Annotated in this window: 12 protein-coding genes, 1 other RNA gene and 2 pseudogenes; all 15 read right to left on the bottom strand. The window is 39.7% G+C overall.

The genetic code is table 11. The features are described 5' to 3' along the window. Nucleotides 1–101: 101 nt before the first annotated feature. The 15 genes and pseudogenes from ACWPV5_RS00180 to comW all read right to left on the bottom strand — a co-directional run bounded on the left by ACWPV5_RS00180 (nt 102) and on the right by comW (nt 12,823). Nucleotides 102–1,403 (bottom strand): PspC family transcriptional regulator, encoded by a 1,302-nt coding sequence (locus ACWPV5_RS00180; protein WP_454381940.1) that lies wholly within the window; start codon nt 1,401–1,403, stop codon nt 102–104. A 196-nt stretch (nt 1,404–1,599) separates the two neighbouring features. Beyond that, nucleotides 1,600–3,015, bottom strand: a complete 1,416-nt coding sequence (locus ACWPV5_RS00175; protein ID WP_454381939.1) for a hypothetical protein — start codon at nt 3,013–3,015, stop codon at nt 1,600–1,602. Between the two features lie 373 nt (nt 3,016–3,388). Further along, nucleotides 3,389–3,781, bottom strand: a pseudogene (locus tag ACWPV5_RS00170) (Rpn family recombination-promoting nuclease/putative transposase); the annotation flags it as partial. A gap of 6 nt (nt 3,782–3,787) precedes the next feature. After that, nucleotides 3,788–4,189 (bottom strand): annotated as a pseudogene (locus ACWPV5_RS00165) (Rpn family recombination-promoting nuclease/putative transposase); the annotation flags it as partial. A 7-nt stretch (nt 4,190–4,196) separates the two neighbouring features. Next, nucleotides 4,197–5,144 (bottom strand): Rpn family recombination-promoting nuclease/putative transposase, encoded by a 948-nt coding sequence (locus ACWPV5_RS00160; RefSeq protein ID WP_454381938.1) that lies wholly within the window; start codon nt 5,142–5,144, stop codon nt 4,197–4,199. A 224-nt stretch (nt 5,145–5,368) separates the two neighbouring features. Beyond that, entirely contained in the window at nt 5,369–6,337 is a 969-nt protein-coding gene (locus ACWPV5_RS00155) for a ribose-phosphate diphosphokinase (protein WP_000010158.1), read from the bottom strand. 145 nt (nt 6,338–6,482) lie between these two features. Further along, nucleotides 6,483–7,298: a PrsW family intramembrane metalloprotease gene (locus ACWPV5_RS00150; protein ID WP_454381937.1), complete on the bottom strand. Its 816-nt coding sequence runs from the start codon at nt 7,296–7,298 to the stop codon at nt 6,483–6,485. Between the two features lie 24 nt (nt 7,299–7,322). Next, nucleotides 7,323–7,820: a beta-class carbonic anhydrase gene (locus ACWPV5_RS00145; protein ID WP_004237611.1), complete on the bottom strand. Its 498-nt coding sequence runs from the start codon at nt 7,818–7,820 to the stop codon at nt 7,323–7,325. Between the two features lie 72 nt (nt 7,821–7,892). Continuing rightward, nucleotides 7,893–9,254 (bottom strand): DNA repair protein RadA, encoded by a 1,362-nt coding sequence (gene radA, locus ACWPV5_RS00140; RefSeq protein ID WP_454383415.1) that lies wholly within the window; start codon nt 9,252–9,254, stop codon nt 7,893–7,895. 13 nt (nt 9,255–9,267) lie between these two features. After that, on the bottom strand, nt 9,268–9,825 hold the full coding sequence (locus ACWPV5_RS00135) for a histidine phosphatase family protein (RefSeq protein ID WP_191973381.1): 558 nt from the start codon (nt 9,823–9,825) through the stop codon (nt 9,268–9,270). Next, entirely contained in the window at nt 9,785–10,228 is a 444-nt protein-coding gene (locus ACWPV5_RS00130) for a dUTP diphosphatase (RefSeq protein WP_000701983.1), read from the bottom strand. Before ACWPV5_RS00130 ends, ACWPV5_RS00135 begins: the two co-directional genes overlap by 41 nt. Nucleotides 10,229–10,284: 56 nt before the next feature. Continuing rightward, nucleotides 10,285–10,382: signal recognition particle sRNA small type (gene ffs, locus ACWPV5_RS00125), an RNA gene on the bottom strand. Nucleotides 10,383–10,414: 32 nt separating this feature from the next. After that, entirely contained in the window at nt 10,415–10,882 is a 468-nt protein-coding gene (tadA, locus tag ACWPV5_RS00120; RefSeq protein WP_454381936.1) for a tRNA adenosine(34) deaminase TadA, read from the bottom strand. Between the two features lie 199 nt (nt 10,883–11,081). Beyond that, entirely contained in the window at nt 11,082–12,368 is a 1,287-nt protein-coding gene (locus tag ACWPV5_RS00115; protein ID WP_261070394.1) for an adenylosuccinate synthase, read from the bottom strand. 230 nt (nt 12,369–12,598) lie between these two features. Beyond that, nucleotides 12,599–12,823, bottom strand: coding sequence for a sigma(X)-activator ComW (gene comW / locus ACWPV5_RS00110; RefSeq protein WP_454383412.1), 225 nt, complete (start codon nt 12,821–12,823; stop codon nt 12,599–12,601). Between the last annotated feature and the right edge of the window lie 444 nt (nt 12,824–13,267).

The following is a 13,267-nucleotide window of genomic DNA, read 5'->3' as shown; positions in this document are numbered from 1 at the left end:
TCTGCTTCTTTTGCAACTGGAGCTTGATAAGTATTATATCAGCAAGTATATGCTATAAAAAACTAAGCTAAAAATCTCCTAGTGACATAAATAAATTCAAACTACACCCACTCACCGTTGGCATTTACTGTGTAACCATTGATTGTAGTGCTGACAGCAAGGGCACCTGAGCTATAAGCATAGTACCATTTACCTCCAACTTGGAACCAGCCTGTCTTCATAGCGCCTGAGCCATCAAGATAATACCATGTACCACTTTGGTTCAACCAGCCAGTTTGCATGGCACCTGAATTATTGAGATAATACCACTTACCATCTACAAGTTTCCAACCTGTCTGCATAGCACCTGAGCCATCAAGATAATACCATGTACCATTTTCTTTTATCCATCTAGTACTCATTTTACCTAAACTGTCGAGATGGTACCAACTACCATTTATAAGTTTCCAGCCAGTTTGCATAGCACCTAAATCATTGAGATAGTACCAATTGCCATCAACTTGTTTCCAACCAGTTCTCATCACACCAGTTTCATCCAAGTAATACCATGAACCATCTTTCAGCCAACCTGTCTTCATTCCATCTTCTTTAAAGAAATAATACCAATCAAGCCCAATTTTCTTCCATCCAACATGACGATTTCCCTCATCATCAATGAAGAATTTTTTACCATCAATTAAAACAATACCTGGTTTAAGGACACCTTCCTCATCTAAGAGGTAATGTTTCCCATCTACTGTAATATTCCCTGTTAAACGAACACCATCTTTTAGATAGTAAGTTTTATCATCAATTTTGATAAATCCAGTTTTCTTCTCACCATTTTCAACGAAATAATAAGTCTTGTCAGCAACTTTTACCAATCCCAACTGTTGGTAGCCATCATTTTCAAGGTAGTAGGTCTTACAATCAATTTGTTGCCATCCAGTAACTTTTTTACCGTCCTTGATAAAGTAGACTTTACCACCTTCTGCTTTAAATTGACCGCTACTTGTACTATTGTTAGTAGTAGCACCATTATTTTGGTTGGCATTACTACCATTAGTTTGGTTATTATCTCTACGATATGGGTTTGTTTGGGAGACATTGCTAGTATTACCTGAGGTACTGGTAGGAGCATACATATGGTAAAGAATTCCATCTTCTACTCTACTAGTAGTATACATATAGTTATCAATAACTGGATGACTTGTATCAGCTGTTGCTGCTCCTGTAACCGCTGCCTTGATATCAACTGGTCTACCGTTTTGGAATGTCACAAAATGAATTTCCTTAAATGATGAAGTCGATTGAGCACCTGTCGACGATGTACCAGTTCCTGTACTTGTAGCGCTTACTGGCTGAACTGCACCTATAGCTAACACTGAAGTAGTTAGCAACATACCTGTTAGTATTTTTCTCATTGGAAAACATCCTATGTTAAGATGATAATTTTATATACATTATATTCCCTTTCTAAAATTAATGCAATAAAAAACATAAAAAGTGTAGAAATATTTAAAGGTAAAAAAGCTCTTTACTATCTATAGTAGAGGGCATCCTCTATAAAAAGACAAAAAACTAGGAGAAAAATCTCCTAGTCTTTTTTATATATTGGTATTACACCCATTCACCATTTTCGTTTACTTTGTAACCATCTGGAGTAGTTGTGTTAACTGCAAGGGCACCTGATGCGTATGAGTAGTACCAGTTACCACCAACTTGATACCAACCAGTTGCCATTGCACCTGATGATTTCAAGTAGTACCAAGTACCGTTATCTTTAACCCAACCAGTTGCCATTGCACCTGATGATTTCAAGTAGTACCAAGTACCGTTATCTTTAACCCAACCAGTTGCCATTGCACCTGATGATTTCAAGTAGTACCAAGTACCGTTATCTTTAACCCAACCAGTTTGCATAATACCTTCAGCATTTAGGTAGTACCAAGTTCCTTGATCATTAATCCAACCTGTTGCTTTTGTACCTTTTGAGTCTACTACATAAGTCCAGTTACCTTTAGTATCTTTATTCCAACCGAATTTAACTACAGCTGCTGGAGTTGGTGTGTCTGCTTTAATAACATCTTCCAATACGAATGCTACATTTTCTTTTTTGTATGCAGTTTTAGCTTTTTCTTCTGCGTCTTCATAAGCAGCTTTCGCATCTTTCAACGCTTTATCTGCTTTCAATAAGTTGTTAGTAGCTTCTCCAACTGCTGCATATTTAGAATTCGTAACTTGTTTTAGACTATCAAAAGTTTTACCTTCTTCCAATAGACCTGTACCGTCAGAAATTGCTTTTTCCAAAGCTTTAATAGCTTTTGCAAGTTTTTCAGAGTCTTTTTGTTCTGCTTTTACAGTAGCATCTAGCTCTTTAACTTCTTTTTCCAAAGTAGAAACTTTTTCATTAGCGTCAGAATAAGCTTGTTGAGCTTTTGCCAATACTGACTCAACTTTTAATTTTTCAGCTTCGTATTTCTTTGTAGCTTCTGCATCACCAGCAAGTGGTTTTAGATCATATTGATCATTAACGACTTTCTGAGCTTGTTCCAAGACTGCCTTAGCATTATCTAATGCTAAATATGCTCCTGAACGTTTTCCTTCTTCTTTTTCACCTAATTCAGCTTGTTTCTTTGCCAAGTCTGTTGAATGTTTAGTGATACTATCTTTTAATGTTCCTTGTAATTTATCAAAAATTACTTTTTGTCCTTCTGCATCACCTTTTTTTAGTTCAGCATCACGAAGAGCTTTAACGGCATCAGAATAAGCTTGTTGAGCTTCTGCAAGTTTTTCCTCTTTTGCCTTTTGATCTTTTGTTGAAGCTTGTAGTTTTGAATTAGCTTTACGCAATTCATTTACAACAGGTTGAAGTTTTCTAACCTTATTTACTGCATCATCAACTTTAACTTCCTCACTGACCTTAACTCCAAGAGCATCCTTAATTAAAGTTGCATATGAATCATCAGCTGAAACAGCTTGAACAGCACCAAATGCTGCAAGAGCGACTGCGCTTGTCAATAAAACTTTTTTCATCGTTTTATCTCCTTTGTTTTTCATTATATTATTTTTCGTAAGACTATCTTACTACCATACAGTATATAAATATTTGCAGGATTTGTCAAGAGTTTTCTTATGTTTTTTAAACTTTTTACCTATTTCTTAGAAAAAAGGAGAAGAAAACTTACTCGCGAAAAAATTCCCCCTGAAATACTCTAGCCTCCAAGTTGACATTTCGCAACTACTCATCCCTCAGATGATATCTTTTATATCTAAACTATATAGATAGTTAGACAGAACCTACTTCCTTGGTATTATCTTACAAACCCTTGTAAAAGTCAAGTAAAAACGGCAAGTATTTGGATAACACTTGCCATTTCATAAACTTTCTACTATATAAAGATTGAACTCATAATAAAGCCTCAAATTCAGCGACGGTCATTCCCAATTGCTGACTTGCTATCTCGGAAGTCAGAAGACCTTGACGTACTAGATTTACTAAACCTACTTTTAATCCCTCTTCAATGCCTTCTTCTCGTCCTTGTTCAATACCCTCTGCACGGCCACGTTCTAATCCTTTTTCTTCAGCTTGTTCCAAGGCATAATCATGAGCCAATAACGCCTGTTCTTCGCGCATACGTAGTTGACTAAACATTTTCCTGTCCTCCTCGGACCAGCTCTTGTAGTCTAGCAGTTGGTCTGCTTGGCTGATGGCTCGCTCGGGTTGCTGAGTAAAGGGTTTGTTACCAAAAAACTCCAACCACGGTTTGCGAACCTCATCTTTGCTGGTCTCTCTGTATTTTAGGTCTTATTTATGATGATCTTTCAATAGTTCTTCAAACCCAGAAACAGTCATGCCCAATTGTTCACTCGCAACCTCCGAAGTCAGAAGACCTTAGCGGACCATATCCAGAAAGGCAAAAAGTTTCCCTTCTTCCCTAGCTGTTTCCAAGGCATAGTCCTGTGCCAACAAGGCTTGTTCTTCGCGCATACGTAGTTGACTAAACATCTTCCTGTCCTCCTCGGACCAGCTCTTATAGTCCAGCAGTTGGTCTGCCTGGCTGATGGCTCGCTCGGGTTGCTGAGTAAAGGGTTTGTTACCAAAAAACTCCAACCACGGTTTGCGAACCTCATCTTTGCTGGTTTCTCTGTATTTTTTTAATTCCAAGAATGCCATCTTGACCAGATGGTTTTCTTGATCATTGTTTGTGCTAGCCTTACAACAACGCCTCAAACTCAGCGACGGTCATGCCTAATTGCTCACTCGCGAATTCGGAAGTTAGAGCATGTTGGCGAACCATGTCCAAGAAAGCAAAGAGTTTTCCTCGTTCAATCCCCTCAGTTCGACCACGCTCCAGTCCCTGTTCTAAACCTTGTTCAAGTCCCTCTGCTCGTCCACGCTCTAAACCTTTCTCCTCAGCTTGTTCCAAGGCATAGTCATGCGCTAACAGGGCTTGTTCTTCTCGCATACGTAGTTGACTAAACATTTTCCTGTCCTCCTCGGACCAGCTTTTATAGTCCAGCAGTTGATCTGCTTGGCTAATAGCTCGCTCAGGTTGTTGGGTAAAGGGTTTATTCCCAAAAAACTCCAACCATGGCTTGCGAACCTCGTCTTTGCTGGTTTCTCTGTATTTTTTTAGTTCCAAGAACGCCATCTTGACCAGATGATTTTCCTGACCATTGTTTGTAATTGTTAAAACCTCACCTGTCGTGTCCTCTCGCATACTGAAACTGTGAAAAGCTAAGTCATCTTGGAAGTAATTGCTGTCCACAATAGCGATAGCGTATACTGGGGCAATATGTTTATAACTCTGGTGTGTGTCACCTTCACGTTGGCGAATTTTTTCTAGGTTTTGATTGACCTGACTGCACAGGTAAGCCCACAGGCGATTGATGAAAAAATTCTGATGATGCACCTGAATCTCGATGATAACTTGCGTACCATTATCCAACTCCGCCAAGACATCAATACTTGTATAGAAATCTTGGGCTGAATAAGGCAGGGAAGGTAGTACATGAATATTACTTCCCTCTAAAATAGTTACATTTTTTGCTGGTAAATCCAGCATATCGCGAATAAATTGACAAGTGATTTCTGGATTGCTAAAGATTTTCTTAGCAACCAAATCGTTGGTCGGGCTGATGCCCGGATGTCTTAGAATCATCCTCTTCCTCCTTTTATTATACCACAGTCTTATACTCAATGAAAATCAAAGAGCAAACTAGGAAACTAGCCGCAGGCTGTACTTGAGTACGGCAAGGCGACGTTGACGTGGTTTGAATTTGATTTTCGAAGAGTATTAAATCTAGGTTTACTAGATTCACTGCCACTATCTATTTATTCGCAAAAGAGACGAAAAAAACCTGAGAATTATCTCAGGCTTGGTCATTAAATCTTTTTCTCAATGCTGAAAAGTGGAGAAAGTGGGCGTTTTTCATGGATACGAACGATAGCATCCCCCAGTAGATGAGCAATCGAAATCTGCTCAATCTTGTCAATCAAACGCTCTTCTGGCAAGTAGATAGTATCCAAAACCACCAATTTCTTGATAGCTGATTTTTGGATATTGTCCATAGCAGGACCAGAAAGAACTGGGTGCGTACAGCTTGCATAGACTTCAACAGCACCAGCTTCCGCAAGTGCATCCGCCGCATGACAAATGGTTCCAGCGGTATCAATCATATCATCAATCAAGATACAAGTCTTACCTTCAACCTTACCGATGATGTTCATGACCTCACTGGTATTCATCTTATCAACACTACGACGTTTATCAATGATAGCGATAGATGTTTTCAAAAATTCTGCCAACTTACGAGCACGAGTCACCCCTCCATGGTCTGGGCTGACAACCACATAGTCAGAACCAACCATACCACGACGCTCAAAATAATCCGCAATCAGAGGAGCCCCCATCAAGTGATCCACAGGAATATCAAAGAATCCTTGAATCTGCGCAGCATGCAAGTCGATGGTCAACAAACGATCCACTCCAGCTACTTCAAGCATATTTGCAACAAGTTTTGAAGTGATTGGCTCACGCGCTCTCGCCTTTCTATCCTGACGTGCATACCCATAGTAAGGCATGACAACATTGACAGATTCTGCACTCGCACGCTTCAAAGCATCTACCATAATCAAAATTTCAAGCAGATTGTCATTTACAGGCGAACTAGTTGATTGTAGGATAAAGACGTGTTTCCCACGGATTGATTCTTCAATGTTGACCTGAATCTCTCCATCTGAAAATTGGCGAACACTTGATTTCCCCAACTCTATCCCAATCTCCTGCGCCACACGTTCTGCCAATTCTTTATTAGAAGAAAGGGCAAACAGCTTTAAATCAGAAAAAGACATGATTTCCTCCGGTATATATGTATCGTTTGTGCTTTTCACAAGATTTTTCCATCTACCATTGTAGCGCTTTTTACACTATTTTTCAATCAAAAATAAAAGAAGGGCACCATATTTGTGCCCTTGTATCATTCTTTTGAAAAACATTCTAGTTCATCAACTCATTGTGCTTCTCAACAAAGCAATAAGCCTGATAAAAACCATAAAGAGTAATAGCCGTAACCACTGGAATCGCTAAAGGCAACTCTGTCTCCAACTCCACAAAAGGAGAGTTAAACAAGAAATGAGTTCCCAAGGCTAAACCTAGGAAAAGAAACCCCTGTTTCTTGCCAACCTTCTGCCCTTTATAGGCTCTGTAAAGCAAGTAAACACCTACTACAGCAAGACCTGAAAAAGTCCAGTGAGAGGCAATTCCTGAGATGATACGCTCTAAAATTCTCGAAATAGTAAAGTCAAATCCCTCTGGTAGATCTGTACGAATATAGCCAATATCCTCAATCATTTGGAATCCCAAACCAGAAGCAATCCCTAGTAAGAACAAAGATTTTAATTTTCGCACAGGAATCAAAGCCAAAACAAAAATAAGTGGCAGTAATTTCAGCGGTTCTTCTACCAAAGGAGCCACAATAGCACTTTCAAAAGCATTTAAAAATGCACTATCTGGGAAAAGAACACCCAGTAAATCATGGATATAGGTATTCGCAAAGCTAGACAACCAACCTGAAAGGAACATCCCACCCAATAAAGACAAAATCAAGGCGTTCTTTGGCAATTCCCATTTTTTCCCAATACGGAAAAGGAAATAAAGAGCCGGAATCATGTAAAAGAGAGCTAGAAAGATAGAAACTCCCATTAGTCCATATTCCGCACCTGACATCGAACCATCAGTATAGTAGATGGTTTCATACTGTACACCAATACAGAGCAATAAAATAAAAATAAATAAAATACTGTTTTTCTTCATACACTTTCTTTCTAAATAAAGTATTTACAATTCTACAACTGTCATACTTCCTGTATCTACATCGTAAATGGCACCAGAGATAATGACATCGTCTGGTATTAGGGGAGATTCGATAAGCAGTTGCATATCCTCTCGCACACTCTCCTCTATATCTTGGAAGGGCAAAAAGTCCTGATCTGACACATCGACACCTAGTTCCTCTTTCAGATACTCCTGAAAAGGACCATTTTCAAAAGTCTGGGCACCACAGTCTGTATGGTGCAGCACCACAATCTCTCTTGTCCCCATTTGTTGTTGGGAAATAACTAGCGAACGAATCATGTCCTCGGTCACTCGACCACCTGCATTCCGCAAGATATGAGCATCCCCAAGTGCCAAGCCCAGAGCTTGCGCAACGTGCAGACGTGAGTCCATACAGGTCACAATGGCTACTCTTGTTTTAGGTTTAAGTGGCAGATTTAACTGCCCATGTAGGGCAACATAAGCCTGATTGGCTTGCATAAACTGTTCAAAATACGACACGATTCCCTCCTTGAAAATTTGATAATCAAATATTTCTCCTATCTTATCATTTTTAAGAGGATTTGTCACGGATTATGCAAAGACCTTTTTCAAAACCTCCTGAATCGTTGTCACACCAATGACCTGAATTTCCTTGGGCGGAGTGATTCCTGTCAAGGAATTCTTAGGTACATAAATCTTAGTAAAGCCCAGTTTAGCAGCTTCGTTGATACGTTGCTCGATACGATTCACGCGTCGAATCTCACCCGTCAAACCAAGTTCTCCTACAAAACATTCCTGAGGATTGGTTGGCTTGTCTTTATAGCTCGAAGCAATAGCAACTGCAACGACCAAGTCAATGGCAGGTTCATCCAATTTGACACCGCCAGCAGATTTGAGGTAGGCATCCTGATTTTGCAAGAGAAGCCCTGCCCGTTTTTCTAAAACAGCCATAATCAGACTCGCACGATTAAAATCAAGTCCTGTCGTCGTACGCTTGGCATTTCCAAACATGGTCGGTGTCACCAAGGCCTGCACTTCTGCAAGAATAGGACGCGTTCCTTCCATGGTCACAACGATTGATGAACCAGTTGCTCCATCCAAACGCTCTTCTAGGAAAACTTGACTCGGATTGAGTACCTCAACCAATCCGCCCGACTGCATCTCAAAAATCCCAATCTCATTAGTAGAGCCAAAACGGTTTTTAACCGCTCTCAGAATACGAAATGTATGGTGACGCTCCCCTTCAAAGTAAAGCACCGTATCCACCATATGCTCCAACATACGCGGACCAGCCAGAGTGCCCTCCTTGGTCACATGTCCTACGATAAATATGGCAATGTTATTGGTTTTGGCCAGCTGCATAAGTTCAGCCGTCACCTCACGCACCTGAGAAACAGAGCCCTGCACCCCTGAAATCTCAGGAGACATGATGGTTTGAATGGAGTCGATGATGAGAAAGTCTGGCTGAATTCTTTCTACCTCTGCGCGAACACTCTGCATATTGGTCTCTGCATAGAGATAAAACTCGCTATCAATATCTCCCAAGCGCTCTGCTCGTAACTTGATTTGCTGGGCAGATTCCTCCCCACTAACATAGAGAACAGTCCCCACTTGAGACAACTGGGTTGAGACTTGTAGGAGAAGGGTTGATTTCCCGATTCCTGGATCCCCACCGATGAGGACGAGACTTCCCGGTACCACTCCGCCTCCAAGTACACGGTTGAATTCCTCCATCTCTGTCTTAGTTCGATTGACATTGATGGAAGTCACCTCAGCCAGTTTCATGGGCTTGGTTTTCTCACCTGTCAAGGACACACGCGCATTCTTGACCTCGGCAACCTCAACCTCTTCTACAAAGGAAGACCAAGACCCACAGTTAGGACAACGTCCTAGATACTTAGGTGAATTATATTCACAATTTTGACATACAAATGTCGCTTTTTTCTTTGCGATGATAAACCTCTTTCTATATCTCTAACTCACACTCAATCACTTGGCAAAAATCAATCTTCTCATTTGGCACAAACTGGCGCATGAGCATGTTGTGAGTTACCACTATCACGGTCTGGTAATCTCGATACTTAGCCATACATTCTAGAAAACGAGACTTCATCTCTTCAGCTGTCTCATATTGAATAGGGCTATTAGGAAGTAACCCCCCATTATTTTCTAGGAACAGGCGTCTAGCTGTTTCAAAGTTTTCTATTCCTGTTTCATAAACCTGCCATTCATGCAATAATGGCTCCACTCTCAAAGGAAGTCCCATAGCACAAACCACATAAAAAGCCGTTTCTAAAGCTCTTGTGACTGCAGAAGATATGATTATTTCAGCTGAAAGGAGTAAAGGATTGGTGCTCAGTTCCTGGGCTTGTTGCCGTCCCTTCTCAGACAAGGGTGCCAAATCTATCCCAAATCCCGTATAAGAACGCTCCTCTAACTCACGGTAGTCTGGCTCCCCGTGGCGTACAAAGATAATCTTCATCCTAGTGCCCAGTCGATCCAAATCCACCAGTTCGAACACCATCAGCTGCATCTCCATCTGCAATTAAGAAAGGAGCAAAGACAGCCTGGACCACACGTTCCCCAACTTCGAGAATTACTTCTTGGTCTGTGATATTCTTCATCTGCGCAAAAATATGCCCTTCATTCCCAGGATTTCCATAATAATCCCCATCAATGACACCAACAGAGTTAATCAAGACTAAGCCCTTCTTACGAGGATTTGAAGAGCGATCATAGAGGTAGAGAACCTCAGTCGGCTGCATATAAGCCTTAACCCCTGTCGGAACCAAGACAATCTCTCCTGGCGCAATAACCGTACGCACAGCAACCTTTAAGTCGTAACCAGCCGCATGCGCTGTCTCACGCTTGGGCAATAAATTTTCATCTGTAAAACTCGAAACCAATTCAAAACCACGAATTTTCATAATTTTCTCTTTTCTATTATCATTTATTCTAGATTATTCTATCTTATTTATTCGTAAAAAGCACGAAAAAAAGAGCACACAATTCAAATCGCTTAGGGCTGCTGGATTCCTCCCCTGACCCGCTTCACGCAGAACTGTTGCTCCACTATTTATTATATCACATTCCTATTCATTTTAAAAGCAAAATTATTTTTTCCGTCTATTTCTAAAAAAGTCCTGCATAATAGCTGCGCATTCATCTTCCAAAATTCCCGTTTCAACCTCCACACGATGATTGAGACGTTCATCTGTCAAGATATCGTACAAACTCCCAGCAGCCCCAAATTTCTGGTTTTTAGCCCCATAGACCACGTTTGGAATGCGGGCAAGACCAATAGCCCCACTACACATGACACAAGGCTCAATGGTCACAAAAAGCGTGCAATCCAGCAAGCGCCAGCTCTCCTCACTCAGGTTCGCATTCTCTATTGCCATAATCTCCGCATGCATAACCGCTCGTTGCAACTCCTCACGCGCATTATGCCCACGGCCAATGATTTCTCCGTCCTTGACAATCACACAACCAATTGGAATTTCATCGTGTTCAAGAGCAATCTCAGCCTCTCTCAAAGCTTCCCTCATAAAGACTTCTTTTTCTTCAACTGTATAATCCATCCGTTTCTCTTTTCCTACTTATCGATTTTATTATTATATCATGAATCCCAATACAAAAAAAGCCACCGAATGCGGTGACTTTATAGGGAGATTATTATGAAAAAGAAAAGTTTAGGATATTTGTTACAACAAGTTAGGAGGTCTTCTTGTAACTGTCTATAGTATACCCGACCTATCTTAAACAAATCTTAAAAATCTCTTAGGACCAAACACTTTCTAAAATATTTGTTTGTTCACGACCAGGACCTACTGAGAAAGTAGAAATACGAACGCCAACCAATTCACTCACACGACGAACATAGTTACGTGCATTCTCAGGAAGATCTTCCAAATTACGAACTCCGGTAATATCTTCTGACCAACCTGGCAACTCTTCATAGATAGGCTTGCAACGTTTCAATTGCTCAAGACTAGCTGGATAGTAGTCAATACGTTGACCATCAAGATCATAGGCCACACAGATTTTCACAGTATCTAAACCACTCAAAACATCGATAGAGTTCAATGAAAGATTAGTAATACCAGAAACACGACGACTATGACGCATCACAACTGAGTCAAACCAACCCACACGACGTGGACGACCAGTTGTTGTACCATATTCATGGCCTACTTCGCGGATACGTTCTCCCACTTTATCAAACAATTCAGTTGGGAAAGGACCGTCTCCTACACGACTCGTATAAGCCTTACATACACCTACAACCTTGTCAATCTTACTTGGACCAACACCTGAACCAATCGTAACACCACCAGCCACAGGGTTTGATGACGTAACAAATGGATAAGTACCTTGGTCAATATCTAGCATAACACCTTGTGCACCTTCAAAAAGCACACGTTTACCGTTATCAAGCGCATCATTCAAAATGACAGATGTGTCTGTCACATATTTCTTGATTTGTTGACCATATTCGTAATATTCTTCAAAAATATCATCGAAAGCAATTGCTTTACTATCATACAATTTTTCAAAAAGACGATTCTTTTCAGCAAGGTTACGTTCTAAACGCTCACGAAAAATATCTTTATCTAAAAGATCTGCAATACGAATCCCAACACGAGCAGCCTTGTCCATATAAGCTGGACCAATTCCCTTAATTGTAGTACCAATCTTATTGTCGCCCTTAGCTTCTTCTTGCAAACGATCCAACTCGATATGGTATGGCAAAATGACATGCGCGCGATCAGAAATACGCAAGTTATCAGTTGTAACACCTTCCTCATGAAGATAGCTCAACTCTTTTACAAGAGATTTAGGATTTACAACCATACCATTCCCAATAACAGAGATTTTTTCAGGGAAGAAAATTCCAGATGGAATCAAGTGCAATTTAAACTTCTTACCATCAATCACAATCGTGTGACCTGCATTATCACCACCTTGGTAACGTGCAATCACTTCTGCATTCGCTGAAAGGAAGTCTGTAATCTTCCCTTTACCTTCATCACCCCATTGGGTACCTACAACAACAACTGAAGTCATAATCTTGTCTGAGCCCTCAGGCTCTTCCTTTCTCACATACATGGCAGGACTCTCACCTGCAATTATATCTTACAATTTATTATAAGAAAAAATCGCCTTTTTATCAAGAAGAAACAATAGAAAGATTTGCTATTTCCAACTATTAAAAAATGTTTTAGAAAAATTACCAGCTATTTATTGTTATATTGCCATAAAAAAGTAAGTTTGTTCGGAAATTAACTCAGACTATCTCAACAAGCAACAAAACCTTGTTTCATTATCATCTTTTCAAGATACAAACGATAAGCAACACGATAATGGTAAACGATAAAATCCCTACGACACCCAATGCCATATCGAACTAAATAATAAATCAAAAATTTAAAATGAAAATGTTCCCATTCCCAACTATTATCAAAGAAAGTAGCATACTCTTCTTCGATACTGTCATAGAAATCAGTCATCTGATCATAAATATTTTATAGCATAAGCATACACTCCTTTACTTTTTATGATCTTATTCTAACAAAAAATTTTAATTAATCTTTAATAATTCCTGAATTGTTAAAATACCAACCTCAACAAGAGAAAAAATAGGAAAAGTTGACAGAATAGAAATAAATTTACTACCTAAATTAGACTTTGATAAAAACCTTATTGACTGCGTTGAATACTAAAAGAGACTGAGGAAAAAAATCTTAAAATAAGAAAAACGCATATTATTAGATATTCAAATCTATGTAATCTTGCATTATCTATAATAGCTGATGGTATGCTTAATGTCTGTATAGTCGCTTAGTTTAAAATGCGCATGTTATAATAAAGCTATGCATATCTAGTAGAGTGAAATAAGAGATGAACAAATCGATTAGGAAAGTCAAATTAATTTCTAGAAATATTTTTAGCAGTTGTAACATACT

Source organism: Streptococcus sp. Marseille-Q7156 (assembly GCF_965119495.1).
Note: the sequence above shows the minus strand (reverse complement) of the source record. Positions and strands in the feature narration are given on the sequence as shown.